The organism is Streptomyces sp. NPDC001137 (assembly GCF_040298885.1).
GTDB lineage: Bacteria > Actinomycetota > Actinomycetes > Streptomycetales > Streptomycetaceae > Streptomyces.
On the sequence record NZ_JBEPBA010000002.1, the window covers coordinates 617,244 to 636,903 of the forward strand.

Genomic DNA, 19,660 nt, shown 5'->3' on the forward strand with positions numbered 1-19,660 from the left:
GCATGCGGCTCCGCCGCAGGGCGCGATCAGCCACGACGACGCCGCGGACGAGCGACGGCACAGCGCCCCGCGGCGGAGCCGCACATCGGCACACCCCGCGGAGCGCCTCGCCCCGGTGCTGAGGGACGTGCGCGCCGTCGTCTTCGACACCGACGGCGTCATCACCGACTCGGCCCGGGTGCACGCCGCCGCCTGGAAGACGGCCTTCGACGCCTTCCTGCGCGCTCACCCGCCCCGGGATCCGGCGCTGCGCCGCCCCTTCGACGTGCGCGACGACTACCTGCGCCACGTGGACGGCAAGTCCCGGCTCGACGGCGCAGCGGCCTTCCTCCGTGCACGCGGCATCGACCCGTCGGAGGAGACCGTGCGGGCCGTCGCCGCGGACAAGGAGCGCCTGTTCACCCGGCGTCTGCGCGCCCATGGCGTCGACGCGTACCCGGGAACGGTACGGCTGGTGCATGCCCTGCGCCGCGCCGGGATACCCCGGGCCGCGGCCTCCGCCTCCCGCCACGCCGGTGAGTTGCTCGACCGGGCCGGGATACTCGATCTCTTCGACGTGCTCGTGGACGGCAGCGAAGCAGCCCGGCTGGGACTGCCCGGCAAACCGCGACCGGACCTCTTCCTCGAAGCGGCCCGCCGGCTCGGCGTCCCCGCAGCACGAGCCGCCGTCGTGGAGGACGCCCTGGCGGGCGTCGAGGCGGGCCGCCGGGGCGGATTCGCCCTGGTGATCGGTGTGGACCGCACGGACGGCCCGGACACCGAGCAGCGGCTGCTGCGGCACGGCGCCGACATCGTCGTGTCCGACCTCGCCGAACTGGTCGTACGAGGAGAGCCGAAGTGACGGGCTGGACCTGGGAGTACGAGGGCTACGAGCCGGCCGACGAGCGCCTGAGGGAGGCGCTGTGCACGCTGGGCAACGGCTATTTCGCCACCCGGGGAGCGCTGCCTGAGTGCGCTGCGGACGAGGTGCACTACCCGGGCACCTATGTGGCGGGCTGCTACAACCGGCTCGCCTCCGACGTGGCCGGCCGCCAGGTTGAGAACGAGGACATGGTCAACCTGCCGAACTGGCTGCCGTTGCGCTTCGGCCTCCCCGGAGGGCGGTGGCTCACGCCCGACACCGCGACGGTGCTCGACCACCGCGAGACCCTGCACCTGTCCTCGGGACTGCTGGAGCGCTGGACGAAGTACGACCTCGGCGAGGAACGCGCGCTGACGGTGCGTCAGCAGCGGCTGGTGCACATGGCCGACGCTCATCTGGCCGCGCTGCGCACCGAGTTCACGGCCGAAGGACGGGTCGGCCGCCTCGACGTCGAGGCGGCCCTCGACGGCGGCGTCACCAACAGCGGCGTGCCCCGCTACCGGGACCTCGACGGCCGCCACCTCACCCATGTGCACACCGGAACCGCCGCCCCCGACACCGTGTGGCTGCGCTGCCGTACCCGCACGTCGGACATCCGCATCGGCATGGCGGCCCGCCTGACCGCCGGCGCACCCGCCACGATCAGCCACGAAGTGCCGGGCGTCGTCCAGCGGTTGAGCCTGGACCTGGCCGCCGGGGACACCGCCGTCGTCGACAAGACGGTCGCTCTGCACACCTCGCGCGACCCGGCGATCAGCGACCCGCTGTTCGCCGCCGTCGACCGGGTGAGCCGGGCACCCGGCTTCGACGAGCTCCTCGAATCCCACCTCACCGCCTGGGACCAGCTCTGGCGCCGGGCGGACCTCGAGGTCGACGGGGAGGCGGGCCGCATCCTGCGGCTGCACCTCTTCCACGTCCTGCAGACCCTCTCCCCGCACACCGCCGACGTCGACGTCGGCGTACCCGCCCGAGGACTGCACGGCGAGGCCTACCGCGGACACGTCTTCTGGGACGAACTGTTCGTCCTGCCCTACCTCAACCTGCACTTCCCCGAGGTCTCCCGCGCCCTGCTCCGCTACCGCCACCGCCGCCTCGAACAAGCCTGCACCGCCGCACGGTCGGCGGGCCGCCGTGGTGCGCTGTACCCCTGGCAGAGCGGGAGCGACGGACGCGAGGAGACCCAGCAGCTGCACCTCAACCCCCGCTCGGGACGCTGGCTGCCCGACCACTCCCGGCTCCAGCACCACGTCGGCTCGGCCATCGCGTACAACGTGTGGCAGTACTGCGAGGCCAGCGGAGACGCCGAGTTCCGCACCACCAAGGGCGCCGAGATGCTGCTGCAGATCGCCCGCTTCTGGGCCGACTCGGCCGTCTACGACGAGCGGCTCGGACGCCACCGCATCAAGGGCGTGGTCGGCCCCGACGAGTACCACGACGCCTACCCCGGCGCCTCGCAGCCCGGCCTCGACGACAACGCCTACACGAACGTCACGGCCGCCTGGGTGCTCTCGCGCACGCTCGAACTGATGCAGTCGCTGCCCGAGCCACGGCGGCGCGAACTCGTCGAACGCACCGGCCTCGACGGCGGCGAACTCGAACAGTGGCAGGACGTCTCCCGCACCCTTCACGTGCCCTTCCACGATGGTGTCATCAGCCAGTTCGAGGGCTACGGCGACCTCGCCGAACTCGACTGGGACGGCTACCGCGAGCGCTACGGCGACATCCGGCGCCTCGACCGGATCCTGGAGGCGGAGGGCGACACCGTCAACCGCTACCGGGCCTCCAAGCAGGCCGACGTCCTGATGCTGGGCTATCTCTTCGCACCGGCAGAACTGCGGGGCCTGTTCCGCCGGCTGGGCCTGCGGCTCGACGAGGACATGTGGCGGCGCACCGTCGACCATTACCTGCGGCGCACCAGCCACGGCTCCACGCTCAGCGGGCTGGTCCACGGCTGGGTCCTGGCCCGGGCCCGGCGGGCGGAGGCGTGGAAGTTCTGCCTGGAAGCCCTCCGGGGCGACGTCGCCGACGTCCAGGGCGGCACCACCGGCGAGGGGATCCACCTGGGCGCCATGGCCGGCACCCTCGACCTCGTCCAGCGCGGACTGACCGGCCTGGAGACGCGGGGTGGCGCGCTGTGGCTCGATCCGGTGCCGCTGCCCGAGCTGTCCTCGTACGGGTTCGCGCTGCGCTACCACGAGCACTGGGGCGTACGGCTGAGGCTGGAGCGCGGGCTGCTGGAGATCGCGGTGCCGTCGTCCGACGGCACGCCCATCGACGTACGGCTGCCGGACCGTGCGGTCTGCCTGCGGCCGGGGGAGACGGGCCGGCTGCTGCTGGGGGACTGAGGGCGAACAGGGCCGGGGCTTGGGCCGGATGGTCCCAGGTCGACACCGGGCGGCCCCTACTCGCTGGTCGTGCGGGGTGTGACGGTGGCCGTGAGAAGCAGTCCGAGACTAAGGAAGCGGTCCGCGATGTACTGGAACGGTCACGACATGAACGGATGGGGCTGGTTCACGATGTCGATCGGCACGGTCCTGCTGTGGGCCCTGCTCATCACCGTGGCCGTGCTGCTCTACCGCACCCTGAACCGGGCCCCGGAGCCCCCGCGCACCCCGACCGCCGCCTCGCCCGAGCGACTGCTCGCCGAACGCTTCGCCCGGGGTGAGATCGACGAGGAGCAGTACCGCCGAAGCCTGGCCGTGCTGCGCGGGGACGGCCCCACCCTCGCCAAATCCTGACAGAACCCCGCGCCCGTCCGAGGGAGGTGCGCCCCATGCCTGCACAACCACTCGACACGACGAACATCACGGCCCTGGTGGCCGCCGCCACCGCCGCGCCCTCCCTGCACAACGCGCAGCCGTGGCGATTCCGCCATCACACCGGGGTCGGCACGGTCGAACTGCGGGCCGACTTCGAGCGCGCCATGCCGCACACCGACCCGGACAACCGCGGCTTGCACATCGGCTGCGGCGCGGCGCTGTTCAACCTCCGTGTCGCCGCGGCCGACAGCGGCCTGCACGTCGATATGCGTCTGCTGCCCGATCCCGCCGACCGGGAGCTGCTCGCCGTCGTGCATCTCAACGACAGCGACCCGCCCGACCGTGACCTGGCGACGCTGTTCCCGGCGATCGCCCGCCGGCACACCAGCCGCCATCCGTTCCAGGACAAGCCGATCCCGGCCGCCGTCCGGGACGCCCTGCGCGACGCCGCCCTCAGGGAGGGCGCCCAGCTGGCCTTCCCCGAGGCCTGGCACACGGAGTCACTCCTGGAGCACGTCCGCGATGTCGAGGGACGCGACAGCCTGCACCCCGAGCGTCTCGAGGACGTGCAGCGGTGGACCCGCGTCGGGGCGGAGAGTGCCGACACGGCCGTGGACGGCATTCCCGAGGGGGCCTTCGGACCGCGCAAGCAGGGCGGCCGCGCTCCGGTCCGCGACTTCGCCGGCCGTCGCGCCGTGCCCGGCCGTCCGGCGGCTGTCTTCGAGACCACGCCGCATCTGGCACTGCTGGGCACTCCCAATGACCACCCCGACGACTGGCTGCGCGCGGGACAGGCGCTCGAGCGGGTCCTCCTGCTGGCCACGCTCGACGGCCTGGCCACCTCCCTCACCTCCCACGCACTGGAGCAGGCGGACCTGCGGGAGCTGGCCCGCGATCCACGCTCGGCCATGGGCTTCGTCCACATGGTGCTGCGCCTCGGCTACGGGCCCGCGGGCACGGGGACACCCCGCCGTCCCGTGCACGAGGTACTGGAGATCGGCTGAGCGCACGCCCGGCCCTTGCGAGGGCCGGTCGGCGCGCCCCCGGGCCCGTCGTGGTGGGAGTGGACGGTACGCCGTGGGGTCTGGCGGCCGTGGAAGCCGCGGCGTCGGCGGCCGCCCGGCGCGGAGTGGGCCTTGAGCCGGCTCACGCCCTGACATGGTCCGAGGAGCTGGTGCCGGCCGGTGTGGCGCCCTGGGATCCGGACGACGGCGGGTTGCGGGACCGGTGAACGAGGCGCCGGCCGATGCCGAGTGGCGGGCCCGCCGGGTGGCGCCCGACTTGGCGATCACGTGTGAGTCCTTGTCGGCGAGCCGGTGACGGTGCTCGGGTCCATCGTCGCGCGCCGCATCGCCCACCGTGGTGGGGAGCCGCCCCGCGCACGGCTTGCGCGGCCGCTGCACGGCACGGTCGCCGGTCGTGCGACGGCCCGTGCGGGCTGTCTGGTGCAGCCGCCGAGTTCGCCTTCGCGGAGGCCTCGGAGCGCGGTGTGGACCTGGTCGTCCTGCACCGGACGGCCGCCGTACGCGCCTTGCCCGGGCTGCGCGAGCAGTATTCGGGCGTCACCGTGCGCACCCGCCCGGTCCGCAGCCGCCAGCACCGCTCCCTGGTCCCGTCCGGGAAGGTGTGATCAGTGCGTGGGCCGGTCGGCCGTCTGCGGCTGGTCCAGGTGCGTGGCCAGGACCGCGGCCTGCACACGGCGTTGCACGCCCAGCTTGGCGAGCAGCCGGGAGATGTGGTTCTTGACGGTCTTCTCCGAAAGATAGAGCTGCTTGCCGATCTCACGGTTGGTGAGTCCGTCCCCGATCAGCGCGAGGATCTCCCGCTCGCGCGGCGACAGGCCCGCCAGTTCGGGTGCCACGGTGGGGGCTTCGGCGGGTTCCGTGCGCAAGGAGCGCATGAGCCGGGCGGTCGTGGCCGGGTCCAGCATGGACTGGCCGGAGGCCACGGTGCGGACCGCCGAGATCAGGTCGGAGCCCTTGATCTGCTTGAGGACATAGCCGGAGGCGCCGGCCATGATGGCGTCGAGCAGGGCGTCCTCGTCGTCGAACGAGGTGAGCATCAGCACGGCGAGTTCGGGCATACGGCTGCGCAGGTCCCGGCAGACGGAGATGCCGTCGCCGTCGGGCAGGCGGACGTCCAGGACGGCGACGTGGGGTCGCACGGCGGGTGCGCGGACGAGGGCGTGCTCGACGTTCTCGGCATCGCCGACGACGCTGATGTCGGGTTCGGCGTCCAGCAGGTCGGCGAGCCCGCGTCGGACGACCTCGTGGTCGTCGAGCAGGAAGACGCGGATCGGGTCCTGCGCCGTGAAGGTACGTGCCTCGGTCATGTCGACCCCTCGTTCCCCGGATGTATGACACACGGACTGCGGGCCGCACGTCACGACGATCATCACCCGTGGGGACCGGACGCACTAGGGCCGGACGGCCCCACTCGTCGCCACGCCACCCGGTCCGCCGCGCCGTGCGAAGGGCCTGCTGCCCCTCCCGAAGACGGTGATGTGGTGAGACCTTTTAGGTGTGTGCGTCCTCATTGCGCCCGTAAGGGGGTGTGACCGATGCGAAAGGTCAGACGCGCGAAGGTCCTGGGGTGGCGCTGGCGGAGCAACCCGCTGCGGAGGCGCAGCGATGTGGTGGAGGCGTGGATCGTGCTGGCCGCCTGGACGGCCGCGACGGCCGGAGCGGTCGCCGCCGGGATGGTCGGGGCGCAGGCCGCGCAGCGCGTGGTGAACGAGGACCGGGCGGACCGTCGGCCGGTGTCGGCGGTGGTCGTGAAGACCGTGGCCGGAAGCGGGCGGGACCTCGTCACCGGTGTGCGGTACGACCGGGTGCTGGCGACGGTGCGCTGGAGCGACGGGAAGGGCAAGGTCCGTACGGGCACGGTGGACGTGGAGCCCACGGCGAAGCCGGGCAGTGAGGTGCGGGCCTGGACGGACGGACGCGGCCGCCTGGTGTCGGCCCCCGTGAATGCCGAGGAGGCGGCGACACGTGTCGTGCTGGCCGGCACCGGAGTCGGGCTGGCGACGGGACTGACGGTTCTCGGCGGCGGGCGGCTGGTGCGGCTGCGCGTGCAGCGGCGGGCCACCGAGCGGTGGGGAGCCGAATGGGAGCGGGTCGAACGGGAGTGGGGGCACCGGACAGGCTGAGACTGGGACGACCGGCCGACCACCGGGATACCGGGATGGTGGCGGCGATCAGATTGCCGGCGATCAGATTGCCGGCCGGTCCAGTCCGTCGAGCGCGAACTCCACGTCCACGACACCCTCGACCGCCCGGACAAGGCGCGCGGCCACCGGCACCAGGGAGGCGTCGCGGACCCGGCCGCCGAGCGTCACGACCCCGTCGCGGACCTCGACCCGTACCTCCGAGAGCGGTGTGGTGAACAGATACGAGACGATCTCCCGCCGCACCTCCTCGGCGATCTCCTCGTCGTCCCGCAGAAAGACCTTGAGCAGGTCCGCCCGGCTGACGATGCCCTCAAGGCGCCCCCCGTCGTCGACCACCGGCAGACGCTTGACCCGGGCCCGGGCCATCTCCCGCGCGGCCTGCGCGAGCGTGGCGTCCGGCCGGACGGTGAGGGCGGGTGAGGTCATCAGCTCGCCGGCGGTGACCGAGCCCGCCTTCGCGAGGTCCGACAGCCGCCGCAGCTGCGTGTACCGGTCGGGATCGCTGTCGCGGAACTCCTCCTTGGGCAGGAGATCGGCCTCGGATACGACCCCCACGACCCGGTTCCCGCCGTCCACCACGGGTACCGCACTGACCTTCCGGTCCTGCATGGTCCGCACGATGTCCTTGAAGGCGGCCTCGCGGCCGACCGCGGCGACGGTACGGGTCATCACGTCACTCACGATGTGCGGGAATGCGTGCACGACGCCTCCTTGATCGCTCGAGTTCAGCGGAGCGTCCCGCTGCCGTACGGGGCATAGAGGTCCAGCAGCCGCACCCGGGCCGCCTGCAGCCGGTGGGCCACGACCTCGCCCACCCAGCGGGCGATGGTCCGTCCGAACGCGGGATCCTCCTGGCAGATCGTCCGCACGGTCGTGGCGTCGAACTCGTACGCCCGCAGCGGCGAGGCCGCCTCGGCGCCGAGGTGCCAGATGTACGGGGCGAACAACCAGGACCAACCGACCAGTTCGTTGTGCCCGATCGACTCGATGACGGCGGCACGGCGGCCGGGCACGCGCATGTCGAGATCGATCGTGCCGGTGCGGATGATCCAGAACCGGTCGGCGTGACCGCCCTCCTCGAAGAGCCGGGTGCCCTCGGGGAACGACACCTCCCGGGCGATCCGCATCAGCCTCTGCCGGTGCTCGGCAGGCAGCGCCCGCGGCATGCTCGTGGTGACGGGAGCGTTCATGGCGTGCCTCCACTCAGGCGTACGGACTACCACTCCCAGCGTGGGCGGGCGGCCCGGACCGGACCAGGGGCCACCCGGCCCCACGATCGGGCCGACCGGCGGCGCGTCCCACCCCCCTGGCACCCTGTGCCAGGCGCCCGCCCGCAGTTCGATGGTGATGAGAGAGCCAACCGACAGCGCAGAACGACAGAGCGGAAAGGGGGAACACCATGGGTACGAGCCTGACTCCGGAATTCTGGCGGCAGTCCGCCCTTCTCCTGGTGATCGCCATGGCCGTCACCTTCGTGCTCAGCGCGGCACTCGATGCGCTGGTCCTGCGGGCCCAGCAGCGCCGTGCCGCACGGCGGCCGTCGGACACAGGGACGTCCGTGACGACCGGGACGACCGGGACGACGACGCGCCGGCCTGTCGTACGCACGCCCGTGAAGAACTGACCGGCCTAACTCTCGCGGCACCACGTCCGATACGCGGCCACGGCGGTCGGCAGCGTGGGAAAGATCAATTCCCTGCCGACTGCTTCGGCCAGCCCATACGCCTCCAGGTCGTCCAGCAGATCCTGTTTCACCCGCGCGAGGGCGAACACGATGCCGCGGCGGGTGAGTTCGCGGCGCACCTCGTCGACCGCGTCGAGGGCGGTGATGTCCACCTCCACGTTCGCCTCGGTATTGAGGACGAACCAGCGGACCGGGGTGGTCTGTTCGTCCACCGCGGCCAGCGCCCGGCGGTGGAAGTCCTGCGCGTTGGCGAAGAAGAGCGGGGAGTCGTAGCGGTAGACGAGCAGACCCGGGATGGTGCGGGCCTGCGGGTAGTCGTCCACGTCGTGCATGCCGGCCACGCCCGGCACCAGCCCCTCGACGGCGTCGTGCGGGCGCGCCACCCGGCTCAGCAGCTCCGCCACGGACAGACCGACGGCGACGATCACGCCGTAGAGGATGTCCAGGGTCAGCACCCCGGCCAGGCAGCCGAGCGCCAGCAGCAGTTCACGCCGCCGGAAGGAGGCCAGCCGGCGAAAGCCCGCGACGTCGATCATGCGGACGGCGGCGTAGACCACGATCGCGCCCAGCACGGCCGACGGTGTGTGGGTCAGCAGCGGGCTAAGGAACAGCAGCACGGCGACCACCACCAGACCCGCCACCAGCGAGTACGCCTGGCTCCGCGCCCCCGTCGAAGAGGCGAGCGCGGTCCGGCTGGCGCTGCTGCTCACCGGAAAGCCGTGCAGACAGGAAGCCCCGAGATTGGCCGCGCCGAGGGCCAGGAACTCCTGATTGGCATCCAGCTCCGAGCCGTTGTCGTCGGCGGCGGTGAAGCCCCGGGCGGTGAGGATGAAGTCGGTGTAGGCGACCAGGAGGACGCCGAGGGCGGGCAGCACCAGGTGCGGCACTTGCGTCAGGTCCGGCGGGGCGAAGTCGGGCAGGCCCGCCGGTACCGCGCCGATCACCTTGATGCCGTGCCGGCCGTCCAGATCGAAGGCGGCCACGGACGTGGTGCCCAGCACCAGGACCAGCAGTGGCCCGGGCGCCAGGGGGAGCCATCGCCGGACCGCGAACAGGAGCACGAGCGTGACGGCGGAGAACAACACCGTGGCCGGGTGGGCCTGGCCGAGGTGCCGGATGAAGGACCACAGTTGCGGGAAGAACGTCGAACCCGTCGTCGGTACGCCGGTCAGCTTGGTCAGCTGGTCCACGACCATGATCAGGGCCACGCCAGCCAGGTAGCCGATCAGGACGGGGCGGGAGAGCAGGTCGGCGACGAAACCCAGGCGCAGCAGCCGCGCGGCCATGCAGAGCAGACCGACCGTGGCCGCGAGCGCGGTGGCCAGCGTGGCGTAGCGACCCGGGTCGGAACCCGCGAGGGGAGCCACCACGGTGGCCGTCATCAAAGCGGCCGTCGTCTCGGGGCCCACCGACAGCAGCCGTGAGGTGCCCAGCAGGGCGTACAGCGCGAGCGAGGGCAGGATCGCCCAGAGCCCCGTGACCGGCGGCAGTCCGGCCACGCTTGCGTACGCCATCACCTGCGGCACGAGATAGGCGGCCACCGTCACCCCGGCCAGCAGATCGCCGCGCAGCCATGCCCGCCGGTAGCCGAGCAGCATGACCAGCCCCGGCAGCACCCGACGCCACGCCCCCGGCCCATCGAGCAGGGGACCGGCACCGGGCACGCCCCGCCGCCCTGCGGATCTTCGCACCATGGCCCGCCCTTCGCCGTCCGGCCCCAGGATCCAACGGCCGCGCGCACCGCCGCAGCACTCCGAGCGCGATGGGGCCGGTCGGCCCCGGCTCAGGACCAGCGGCCCCTGCACCGCGCCCCCTCCCGGAGCCGACGCTGGGAGCGGATCAAACCGGGAGGTGGAGATCATGATGCCCCGTACTGTCACGGTGGGCCTGGACGGGTCGCCCGAGAGCCGCGCCGCCGGCGAATGGGCCGCGCGCGAGGCGGCTCTGCGTGGCCTGCCGCTGAAGCTGGTGCACGTCTGGGAGGCCGTACCCGACCCGATGGCGCAGGCACCGCTGCTCGGAGCCGAGACGCTCCAGCACTGGACAGAGCGCGTTCCCCGCGAGGCCGCCGAAGGACTGCGGCTGCGTCACCCCGGCGTCGAGGTGATCACCGAGCACTTCAGCGGACGGCCCGCCGAGATCCTGGCCGGTCAGGCCAAGGAGGCCGAAGTGTTCGTTATGGGTTCCCGGGGTCTGAGCGGGATCGGCGGCTTCCTGATCGGTTCGGTCGGCTACGAGGTCGTCGCGCACGCCGACCGTCCGGTGGTCCTGGTCCGCGCCGGGGAGCAGGCAGCGGACGAGCACCGGCCGGATCCTGCGGGCATCCCGTCCGCCGCGGGCCCCTACCTGCCCGTGCTGCTCGGCCTGGACACCGATTCCCCGGACGAGACACTGATCGGGTTCGCTCTCGACGAGGCCGTCCGCAGGTCCACCTCCCTGCGGGTCGTCCACGGCTGGAACCCGTCGCCGTACATCTCCTACGGCGTCCCCGCGGACTACGAACTGCACCGGTCGCTGGCCCGGCAGCACGCCGACGCCCTGACGGACGCCATGCGCCCGTGGCGGCAGAAGTTCCCGGACGTCTCCATCACCGAGGAGTCCCGCTACGGCAGCCCCGCGAGCCTCCTGGTCGACGCCTCGGGCGATGCCTCCCTGGTCGTCGTCGGCCGGCGGCACCGGCACGGCCGGCTCGGTCCGCACATCGGCCCGATCACGCACGCGGCCCTGCACCACGCCACCGCCCCCGTCGCCGTCGTCGCCCACGACTGACCCACCCCCTCTGACAGGAGCTCAACAACCATGAAGGCAGCAGTCGTACAAGCCCTCGGCGCCCCTCTGGTCATCGAGGACCGGCCCGATCCCGAGCCGGGCCCCGGCCAGGTCCGCATCCGTGTCGAGGCCTCGGGGCTGTGCCACACCGACATCCACGCCGCCCACGGCGACTGGCCCGTCAAGCCCGAGCCGCCGTTCGTGCCCGGCCACGAGGGCGTGGGCCTCGTCGAGAAGCTCGGCGACGGCGTCACCCATCTGAGCGTGGGGGACCGGGTCGCCGTACCGTGGCTGGGCAAGGCCTGCGGGCGGTGCGAGCACTGCCTGTCCGGCTGGGAGACGCTGTGCGAGCAGCAGATCAACACCGGGTACGGCTGCGACGGCGGATACGCGGAGAAGATGCTGGCCTGGGCCGACTTCGCGCAACCGGTGCCCGAGGGCGTCAGCGCCGTCGAGGCCGCCCCGCTGACCTGCGCCGGCGTCACCACGTACAAGGCGCTCAAGGTCGCAGGCGTCCAGCCGGCCCAACTCGTGGCGATCTCCGGCATCGGCGGCCTCGGTCACCTGGCCGTCCAGTACGCGAAGATCGCCGGAGCCACTGTCGCGGCCGTCGACGTCACCGACGAGAAGCTCGAACTGGCCACGGAGCTCGGCGCCGACCTCGTCATCGACGCCCGCAAGCAGGATGTCGGCGAGGTGCTGAGGCAGCACGGCGGCGCCCACGCGGCGATCGCCCTGGCCGTGAACGAGGCCGCGTTCACCGCCGTGAACTCCGGGTTGCGGCGCGGCGGGAAGCTGGTGATGGTGGCACTGCCGGCGCACGGCACCATCCAGGTCCCGATCTTCGACACCGTTCTGAACGGCACCTCGGTGATCGGCTCGATCGTGGGCACCCGTCAGGATCTCGCCGAGGTCTTCCAACTGCATGCGGCGGGCCGCACCAGGGTCATCCACGAGACCCGTCCGCTCGCCGCGGTCAACGAAGCCATCGACGAGGTGCTGCGCGGCCAGGTCAAGGCCCGCATCGTGTTCGATCTAGGCACGGAAAGGTGACAACGATGGAACTGCCTCTGGTCGTGGGCGTGGACGGCTCCGAGCCGAGCCTGCGTGCCGTCGACTGGGCCGCCGACGAGGCCGTGCTGCGAGGAGTGGAGCTGCGGGTCGTGTACGCCTCCCTGTGGGAGCGCTATGAGGGCACGTCCCTCGCCGTGGACCTGGGCAAGCCCTCCGAGTCGGTGCTCGCCCAGGACGTCGTCGACCTCGCGGCCCGGCGGGCGCACGAGCGCCACCCGGACCTGAAGGTGACGCCGGTGGCGCTGGCTGAGGAGCCCGAGTACGCCCTGGTGCACGAGGGGCGTCAGGCTTCCGCTCTGGTGGTGGGCAGCCGTGGCCGCAGCGGCATCGCGGAGTTCCTGCTCGGTTCCGTCAGCCTGTCCGTGGCCGCGCACGCCGACTGCCCGGTGATCGTCCTGCGCGGCAACCACGACAAGCAGGCGGTGCCGGGCACTCACCAACGTGTCCTCCTGGGCGTCGGCGAGGACGGCGCCGAGTCGTCGGCCGTGCGCTTCGCCGTCGACGAGGCGCGCCGCCGCGGGGCGCGTCTGGAGGCCGTACGCGCCTGGCGGTGCCCCGCGCACGAGAGCACCGACCACCCGCTGATGGCCGGGGAACCCGCCCGGCTGCACGAGGAGCGCGCCGTGGCGGCGCTGGAGGGTGCGCTGCACGACGTGCCGGCGGACGTCGACGTGCACCGCCGCACCGTCGAGGGCCACGCCCGCAGGGTCCTGACGGACCTCTCGAGCGACGCCGACCTGCTGGTCGTGGGGGCCAAGCGGCGCGAGGGACGCTTCGGGCTCCAGCTCGGCCGCGTCGCCCACGCGGTACTGCACCACTCCGCCTGCCCGGTCGCCGTCGTACCGCAGCGGGCGTGAGCGCCGTGACGGGCTTACAGGTTCGCCGCGTGATCGGGGACGTACGTCTGCAGGTCACGCGGCGAGCGCTGGTAGCCGGTCGACTTCGGCCGGTCCGGCAGCTCCAGCACAGGCGGCGGCACGTCGTGATACGGCAGGGAATCCAGCAGATGGGCGATCATGTTCAGCCGTGCCCGGCGCTTGTCGTCGCTCTCCACGACGAACCACGGTGCCTCGGTGATGTCGGTGTGCACCATCATCTCGTCCTTGGCCCGGGAGTACGCCTCCCAGCGGGTGATCGACTCCAGGTCCATCGGCGACAGCTTCCAGCGCCGCAGCGGGTCCTCGAGACGGCGCCCGAAGCGCGCCTGCTGCTCGGTGTCGCTCACCGAGAACCAGTACTTGCGCAGCAGGATCCCGGCCTCCACCAGCATCCGCTCGAAGATCGGGCACTGCCGCAGGAAGAGCTGGTACTCCTCCTTGGTGCAGAAGCCCATCACATGCTCGACCCCGGCCCGGTTGTACCAGGACCGGTCGAACAGCACGATCTCCCCGGCGGCCGGAAGATGCTCGACGTACCGCTGGAAGTACCACTGGGTGCGTTCGCGCTCGGTCGGCTTCGGGAGGGCCGCGATCCGGGCGACACGGGGGTTGAGGTGCTCGGTGACCCGCTTGATGGTGCCGCCCTTGCCGGCCGCGTCCCGTCCCTCGAAGACGATGACGAGGCGGGCGCCCTCCGCACGCACCCACTCCTGCAGCTTCACCAACTCCGTCTGCAGACGCAGCAGTTCCTTCTCATAAGTCTTGCGCGGCACCTTCGCCGCCTTCTTGCCGGCCATGCCGTCTCCACCGCCCCGTCGCCCCACGCCGATGACTTCCGGAGTGCCTGATGCCCAAGGTCGAACACCAGAACAGCAGCACCGTACTGACCGACGACGAACTGCGCACCCTGGACGCGCACTGGCGTGCCGCCAACTACCTGTCCGCCGGACAGATCTACCTCATGACCAACCCGCTGCTGCGTGAACCGCTGCTCCCGGAGCACATCAAGCCGCGGCTGCTCGGCCACTGGGGCACCTCGCCCGGTCTCAATCTCGTCTACACCCACCTCAACCGCGTCATCAAGGCCCGCGGCATCGACGCCCTGTGCATCTGGGGGCCCGGCCACGGCGGGCCGTCCGTGCTGGCCAACTCCTGGCTGGAGGGCAGCTACAGCGAGACGTATCCGGACGTCGGCCGGGACGGGGCCGGCATGGAGCTGCTGTTCCGCCAGTTCTCCTTCCCCGGCGGCGTGCCGAGCCATGTCGCGCCGGAGACCCCCGGCTCGATCCACGAGGGCGGTGAACTGGGCTACTCGCTCTCGCACGCCTACGGGGCGGCCCTGGACAACCCGAACCTGCTGGTCGCCTGTGTGATCGGCGACGGCGAGGCGGAGACCGGACCGCTGGCCGCCTCCTGGCACTCCAACAAGTTCCTCGACCCGGTCCACGACGGGGCCGTGCTGCCGATCCTCCACCTCAACGGCTACAAGATCGCCAACCCGACGGTGCTCGCGCGTCTGCCCGAGCACGAGCTCGACGAGCTGCTGCGCGGCTACGGCCATGCGCCGATCCACGTCAGCGGCGACGACCCGGCCGCCGTTCACCGCGCGATGGCGCGGGCGATGGACGACGCCCTGGACCGCATCGCCGCGCTGCAGCAGTCGGCCCGCGAGAACGACGTGGCGGAGCGCTCGCACTGGCCGGTCATCGTGCTGCGCACCCCCAAGGGCTGGACCGGGCCCGCCGAGGTCGACGGGGTGCCGGTCGAGGGCACCTGGCGTGCCCACCAGGTGCCGCTGGCCGGCGTACGCGAGAACCCCGAGCACCTGCGGCAGCTGGAGGCGTGGCTGCGCTCGTACCATCCGGAGGAGCTGTTCGACGCCGACGGCCGGCCGGTCGCCGACGCCCTCGCCTGTGTCCCCGAGGGGGCCAGGCGTCTGGGCGCCACCCCGCACGCCAACGGCGGCCTGCTCCTGCGCGACCTGCCCGTCCCGTCCCTCGACCGGTTCGCCGTGCCCGTCGACAAGCCGGGAACGACCCTCCACGAGCCCACCCGCGTCCTCGGCGACCTCCTGGAAAAGGTCATGGAGGACACCTCGGCCCGCCGCGACTTCCGGGTCGTGGGTCCCGACGAGACCGCCTCCAACCGGCTCCAGGCCGTCTTCGACGCCAGCGGAAAGGCCTGGCAGGCCAGGCACCTGCCGGTCGACGAACACCTCGACCGGCACGGCCGCGTGATGGAGATCCTCTCCGAACACACCTGCCAGGGCTGGCTGGAGGGGTATCTGCTCACCGGCAGGCACGGCCTGTTCTCCTGCTACGAGGCCTTCGTGCACATCGTCGACTCGATGGTCAACCAGCACATCAAGTGGCTGAAGACCTCCAGGCAGCTGCCGTGGCGCGCACCGATCGCCTCCCTCAACTACCTGCTCACCTCGCACGTGTGGCGCCAGGACCACAACGGCTTCTCTCACCAGGACCCCGGCTTCGTGGACCACGTCCTCAACAAGAGCCCCGAGGTCGTACGCGTGTATCTGCCGCCGGACGCCAACACGCTGCTGTCCGTCGCCGACCACGCACTGCACAGCCGCGACTACGTCAATGTGATCGTGGCCGGCAAGCAGCCCTGCTTCGACTGGCTGTCCATGGACCAGGCCCGCGCCCACTGCGCCCGCGGAGCCGGCATCTGGGAGTGGGCGGGCACCGAGAACGGAGCCGAGCCGGACGTCGTCCTCGCCTGCGCCGGTGACGTCCCCACCCAGGAGGTGCTCGCCGCCGCCCAGCTGCTGCGCCGGCACCTGCCCGGTCTCGCGGTCCGCGTGGTCAACGTCGTCGACATGGCCCGCCTGATGCCCCGCGAGGAGCACCCGCACGGCATGAGCGACTTCGAGTACGACGGCCTGTTCACCAAGGACAAGCCGGTGATCTTCGCCTACCACGGCTACCCGTGGCTGATCCACCGCCTCGCCTACCGGCGCACCGGCCACCAGAACCTGCATGTGCGCGGCTACAAGGAGTCCGGCACCACGACCACGCCCTTCGACATGGTCGTCCGCAACGACCTGGACCGCTACCGGCTGGTCATGGACGTCATCGACCGAGTGCCCGGGCTGGCGGTGCGGGCCGCGGCCGTACGCCAGCGCATGGAGGACGCACGTCTGCGCCACCACGACTGGATCCGCATCCACGGCACCGACCTGCCGGAGGTCGCGGAGTGGACCTGGAGCGGATGAGTCCGGACTGCTCGACGGGGGCCGATCGGCCCATGCGTTCCCGGCTCCCATGACCGAGCCTGGAAGAAGGCGACGAGCGATCTTCGAGTCGAAGGACGAGGGGGTGTCGGGCCATGGCACAGACGCGTCCCACCCCGGTGAAGAAGGTGCGCCTCTGGCGGTGGCGGCACAATCCGCTGCGCCGGCACAGCGACTGCGTCGAGGCCTGGATCGTCCTGGCCACCTGGACCATCGCCCTGGTGTGCGGCCTCCTCGCGGGCTTTGCGGCGGATGCCGCCATGCAGGACAGCCTTGCCGCACGACGCGCCGCCGTGCACTCCGTGTCGGCCGAACTCACCCGGAACGTGGACAGCACCACGAACGTGTCGACCGACGGCGGGGCGACGGTGTGGGGAACCGTCCGGTGGACGGCCGCCGACGGGACCACACACACCGGTCTGACACGCGTCGACCCGAGCAGCACCGCCGGCACCCCGGTCACCGTGTGGATCGACAACCGGGGCGCGTTGGCCACTCGGCCTCCGAGCGGGGGAGATGCGCGCGGGCAGTCGGCGCTGACAGGTGCGCTGGCCGCGGCGGGCGCGGTCGGCGTGGTCCTGTGCTGCGGACGGCTGGCACGGCGACGGCTCGACCGGCGGCGCATGGGCGCCTGGGAGGCCGAGTGGGAGCGTGTCGGCCCCCAGTGGCGGAAGAAGATGAGCGGATGACCAACGGCCCCTCACAAAAGCGTCAGTCGGCGGCCCACCTGGCCATCCACGCCTCGTTCTGGGCGGAGATCACCAATTCGCAGCGATCGACGAAGCCGTCGTCGTCCCGCCTGTCGCCAGGCTCGACCAGAGCTTCCCGGCGGGCCAGTATGCCTTCCAGCTCGGCCGCGGTGCGCGAGAACTCCAGTTCCTGGTAGACGTAGCGGGCCGCTGCGGCATGTGCGGTGACGGTCGCCGTGACGGTGGTGACGGTCGCCACCCAGACGGCGGCGCTGTCCGTGCCGAAGACGGAGCCCGCTGCGCCCAGGACAGCTGCGAGGGCGGCGAGTGCCAGTTCGCAGCGCCGCACGACGGCACAACGACGACTCATGAGAGCGGCGCGCGGCCTGTAGTAGCCGTTGATCTGCTCGACGAGGCGTACCGCCACGTAGGAGTCCACGTCCCTGACGTCCGGGAGCGAACGCTGCTGGGGGACCAGTCCTCGCGTGCGGTACGCCAGATCACCCGCGTCGGCCACCACGCGGTCGGCCCGGTCCAGCAGTCGGCGCGCTGCGTCCGGCCCGCGATAGCCGCCGACCCCTGCCAGGCAGATGAAGACCTCACTCTTGAGTGCCTCACTCACCGAGCGCAACCGGGTCCAGTCCCGCAGGGCGGATGCTCCGGAGCGGCCGGCAGCCAGGGGCACAAGCCCGGCGCAGACGGCGGCGATCAGGGTCAACGACCGGCCCAGCGCCGACTGCCAGCCCATGACCTGCGCCCCGAGGGTGGAAAGCGACGCGGCCGCGATGCCCAGTATCAGACCGACGGCACGAGCCCTCCCCAGTTGCTGCTTCGCGTCTTTGGCGGCCTGCGACCACACGCTCTGCCAGTCCCAGACACGGCGAGCGGCCAGGTCGGTTGATTCCCCCATGCGGTTGATTGTGCCAGCCTGACGTGACGACGTGTGTGACGCGGGTGCAGGGAGCGGGGGAAGATGTCGGAAGACCAAGGGCCGCTGCCCGACCGGCAGTTGAGTACGCCGGGTGAACCGAGCGCACCGACGGAGCCGACCGCACCGAGCGGTGCGAGAGCGCCCTCCGACCGTAGACGGCCTCCCCGCCCGCGAGCAGAGTTCCGCCAGTCGCCGGTCAAGGGGCTGTCACTTCAGATCCTCGGCACCCTCATGATGAGTGTCGCGGTGGCCTGCGGGGCGATGTCCTACCATGCCCTGCACCAGTGGAACGCCGGCCAGAGCTGGGTGACCACAGCCGCTGAACTGGCCCTGATGATCCTGACGTTGTCCGGCGGGCGGCGGGCCATTCGCGAGGGAGGCCGCCACCGGGCAAAGGTGATCCAGTCCTTTGACGGCCTTGCGCAGGACCAACCTGTCGTCCTGCTTCTCCGGTCCTTTGCCGACGACGAGGGCCTGGCGTCGATCCAGAAGGGGTCGATGAGGGCCGGGCCGTGGGGTGCGGTCACCGATACCGAGGAGGAGCAACTGCGCCAGGCTGTCGAACCCTTCGGCGCCATGGTGGCCCTGGGCCGGCCGGGCGACCGGCTGCCGCAGGTCGGTGCGGGACGCCACTACTCCTCCGATCTGGAGTGGCAGAGCCAGGTCCTCGCGGCGCTGGACCGGGCGGTTCTCGTCCTTCTGGTCTGCGGCCCGGGACGCAGCCTCGGATGGGAGGTGGAGCAGGTCGTGGCGCGCTGCCCTCCGGAGCGGCTGGTACTGATCGGCGTGCGCGACGCCGCGCAGTACGAATCCTTCAGAAGCGCCCTGCAGGATCTCTTCCCCAAGGGTCTGCCTCCCGCCTCGGAAGGCGACGAGAGCTGGAAGAACGAATGGGACGGGCCGGCCTTTGTGCGTGAGACGGTCTGGTTCGACGCCGACTGGACACCGCATATCACTCCACTCGGCAGTGACGACGATCCCGAGTTCGATGCAGGACGGCTCGTCAACCCCGACGCATGGGTGAAGTCGGCCTTCCCTCTGGCGATCCGGCCCGTGTACCGGCGGGCCGGCCTCAACCCGCCGGGTCTGCCCTCGGCCCGTCTGCCCCGCCCTTGGCCGGTCAGGACAGCGGTGCCGCTACTCACATTCGCCTGGGCCATGGCGCTCGTCACGATCTCGCCCCCTTCAGGCAGCCAGATCCTGGCGATCCTCTGCTTCCTGGCCCTTCCGATTGCCGGGATGCTGTGGGGGGGCATGGCGCGGCGCGAGGATCGCCGTCATCCTGCTGACGTTCTTCTCCGCCGGACTGCCCCTTGTGTTCACGCTGGTGGGCGGTTTCGCGAAGCTCGTCCTCCATGCGTCGGAGCCCATCGTCCACAACTCTCTGCTCGTCCCCGTCGGGGCCGTGATGGTCGTCGGAGCCCTTTTGCTTCATCACCGTGACGCATGCATGTGGAGGGCTTCGCTGGCCTACCGGACTGCGCCGTCGGGGCCACGCGCCTAGTGTCCCGGTCTTGAGTTCTGGTCTCGCCTCGTGAGTCGCCTTCCGTTTCAGATTCGGGCGTTTGCCAGTCGCGAGGTGGCTGTGGGCGGTG

The 19,660-nt window shown here is 71.5% G+C and carries 20 protein-coding genes; 14 read left to right on the forward strand and 6 right to left on the reverse strand.

The features are described 5' to 3' along the window. The first annotated feature begins 115 nt into the window (after positions 1 to 115). The 6 genes from ABT254_RS05800 (at position 116) to ABT254_RS05825 (ending at position 5,251) form a co-directional block, all read left to right on the forward strand. Positions 116 to 841: an HAD family hydrolase gene (locus ABT254_RS05800; RefSeq protein ID WP_351464095.1), complete on the forward strand. Its 726-nt coding sequence runs from the start codon at positions 116 to 118 to the stop codon at positions 839 to 841. Further along, the gene (locus ABT254_RS05805) at positions 838 to 3,207 is read left to right on the forward strand and encodes a glycoside hydrolase family 65 protein (protein WP_351464002.1); all 2,370 of its coding nucleotides are present in this window, start codon (positions 838 to 840) and stop codon (positions 3,205 to 3,207) included. The genes ABT254_RS05800 and ABT254_RS05805 overlap by 4 nt, the downstream gene beginning before the upstream one ends. A 126-nt stretch (positions 3,208 to 3,333) precedes the next feature. Next, a complete protein-coding gene (locus ABT254_RS05810; RefSeq protein ID WP_351464005.1) occupies positions 3,334 to 3,600 on the forward strand; it encodes an SHOCT domain-containing protein in 267 nt (88 codons plus the stop codon). A 35-nt stretch (positions 3,601 to 3,635) separates the two neighbouring features. Continuing rightward, a complete protein-coding gene (locus ABT254_RS05815) occupies positions 3,636 to 4,625 on the forward strand; it encodes an Acg family FMN-binding oxidoreductase (protein WP_351464008.1) in 990 nt (329 codons plus the stop codon). Positions 4,626 to 4,684: 59 nt separating this feature from the next. Then, complete coding sequence (locus ABT254_RS05820; protein ID WP_351464011.1) at positions 4,685 to 4,852, forward strand: hypothetical protein; 168 nt, start codon at positions 4,685 to 4,687, stop codon at positions 4,850 to 4,852. Between the two features lie 258 nt (positions 4,853 to 5,110). Beyond that, positions 5,111 to 5,251 (forward strand): hypothetical protein, encoded by a 141-nt coding sequence (locus ABT254_RS05825; RefSeq protein WP_351464014.1) that lies wholly within the window; start codon positions 5,111 to 5,113, stop codon positions 5,249 to 5,251. Here the strand turns inward: ABT254_RS05825 and ABT254_RS05830 are convergent, their stop codons facing one another. Then, positions 5,252 to 5,953, reverse strand: coding sequence for a response regulator (locus ABT254_RS05830; protein WP_351464016.1), 702 nt, complete (start codon positions 5,951 to 5,953; stop codon positions 5,252 to 5,254). 228 nt (positions 5,954 to 6,181) lie between these two features. On the opposite strand from ABT254_RS05830, the gene ABT254_RS05835 reads away from it, so the two are divergent. Continuing rightward, positions 6,182 to 6,769 (forward strand): Rv1733c family protein, encoded by a 588-nt coding sequence (locus ABT254_RS05835; protein ID WP_351464018.1) that lies wholly within the window; start codon positions 6,182 to 6,184, stop codon positions 6,767 to 6,769. Positions 6,770 to 6,832: 63 nt separating this feature from the next. Here the strand turns inward: ABT254_RS05835 and ABT254_RS05840 are convergent, their stop codons facing one another. Both ABT254_RS05840 and ABT254_RS05845 read right to left on the reverse strand, forming a co-directional pair. Beyond that, positions 6,833 to 7,492, reverse strand: coding sequence for a CBS domain-containing protein (locus tag ABT254_RS05840; RefSeq protein ID WP_351464021.1), 660 nt, complete (start codon positions 7,490 to 7,492; stop codon positions 6,833 to 6,835). A gap of 23 nt (positions 7,493 to 7,515) precedes the next feature. Further along, the gene (locus ABT254_RS05845; protein WP_351464024.1) at positions 7,516 to 7,980 is read right to left on the reverse strand and encodes a cyclic nucleotide-binding domain-containing protein; all 465 of its coding nucleotides are present in this window, start codon (positions 7,978 to 7,980) and stop codon (positions 7,516 to 7,518) included. A 209-nt stretch (positions 7,981 to 8,189) separates the two neighbouring features. On the opposite strand from ABT254_RS05845, the gene ABT254_RS05850 reads away from it, so the two are divergent. Continuing rightward, on the forward strand, positions 8,190 to 8,414 hold the full coding sequence (locus ABT254_RS05850; RefSeq protein ID WP_351464027.1) for a hypothetical protein: 225 nt from the start codon (positions 8,190 to 8,192) through the stop codon (positions 8,412 to 8,414). Between the two features lie 5 nt (positions 8,415 to 8,419). Here ABT254_RS05850 and ABT254_RS05855 read toward each other — a convergent pair whose 3' ends face one another. Continuing rightward, on the reverse strand, positions 8,420 to 10,072 hold the full coding sequence (locus ABT254_RS05855; RefSeq protein ID WP_351464098.1) for a SulP family inorganic anion transporter: 1,653 nt from the start codon (positions 10,070 to 10,072) through the stop codon (positions 8,420 to 8,422). A 265-nt stretch (positions 10,073 to 10,337) separates the two neighbouring features. On the opposite strand from ABT254_RS05855, the gene ABT254_RS05860 reads away from it, so the two are divergent. Genes ABT254_RS05860 through ABT254_RS05870 form a run of 3 tightly spaced genes read left to right on the forward strand, consistent with a single transcriptional unit; the run spans position 10,338 to position 13,174 of the window. Continuing rightward, positions 10,338 to 11,243 carry a universal stress protein gene (locus tag ABT254_RS05860; RefSeq protein ID WP_351464101.1) on the forward strand — a complete coding sequence of 302 codons (906 nt, stop codon included), beginning with the start codon at positions 10,338 to 10,340 and terminating at the stop codon, positions 11,241 to 11,243. Positions 11,244 to 11,273: 30 nt separating this feature from the next. Further along, entirely contained in the window at positions 11,274 to 12,296 is a 1,023-nt protein-coding gene (gene adhP, locus ABT254_RS05865) for an alcohol dehydrogenase AdhP (protein ID WP_351464029.1), read from the forward strand. 5 nt (positions 12,297 to 12,301) lie between these two features. Further along, a complete protein-coding gene (locus tag ABT254_RS05870; protein WP_351464032.1) occupies positions 12,302 to 13,174 on the forward strand; it encodes a universal stress protein in 873 nt (290 codons plus the stop codon). 14 nt (positions 13,175 to 13,188) lie between these two features. Here ABT254_RS05870 and ppk2 read toward each other — a convergent pair whose 3' ends face one another. Continuing rightward, complete coding sequence (ppk2, locus tag ABT254_RS05875; protein ID WP_351464035.1) at positions 13,189 to 13,992, reverse strand: polyphosphate kinase 2; 804 nt, start codon at positions 13,990 to 13,992, stop codon at positions 13,189 to 13,191. Between the two features lie 50 nt (positions 13,993 to 14,042). Between ppk2 and ABT254_RS05880 the strand changes: the two genes are divergently transcribed. Both ABT254_RS05880 and ABT254_RS05885 read left to right on the forward strand, forming a co-directional pair. Then, positions 14,043 to 16,427 carry a phosphoketolase family protein gene (locus tag ABT254_RS05880; protein ID WP_351464038.1) on the forward strand — a complete coding sequence of 795 codons (2,385 nt, stop codon included), beginning with the start codon at positions 14,043 to 14,045 and terminating at the stop codon, positions 16,425 to 16,427. A 113-nt stretch (positions 16,428 to 16,540) separates the two neighbouring features. Beyond that, positions 16,541 to 17,134 (forward strand): Rv1733c family protein, encoded by a 594-nt coding sequence (locus ABT254_RS05885; protein WP_351464041.1) that lies wholly within the window; start codon positions 16,541 to 16,543, stop codon positions 17,132 to 17,134. Positions 17,135 to 17,156: 22 nt separating this feature from the next. Here ABT254_RS05885 and ABT254_RS05890 read toward each other — a convergent pair whose 3' ends face one another. After that, complete coding sequence (locus tag ABT254_RS05890; RefSeq protein WP_351464044.1) at positions 17,157 to 18,044, reverse strand: DUF4231 domain-containing protein; 888 nt, start codon at positions 18,042 to 18,044, stop codon at positions 17,157 to 17,159. A gap of 63 nt (positions 18,045 to 18,107) precedes the next feature. Here ABT254_RS05890 and ABT254_RS05895 point away from each other — a divergent pair, with 63 nt between their 5' ends. Further along, on the forward strand, positions 18,108 to 19,508 hold the full coding sequence (locus ABT254_RS05895) for a hypothetical protein (RefSeq protein ID WP_351464047.1): 1,401 nt from the start codon (positions 18,108 to 18,110) through the stop codon (positions 19,506 to 19,508). Positions 19,509 to 19,660 lie beyond the last annotated feature (152 nt).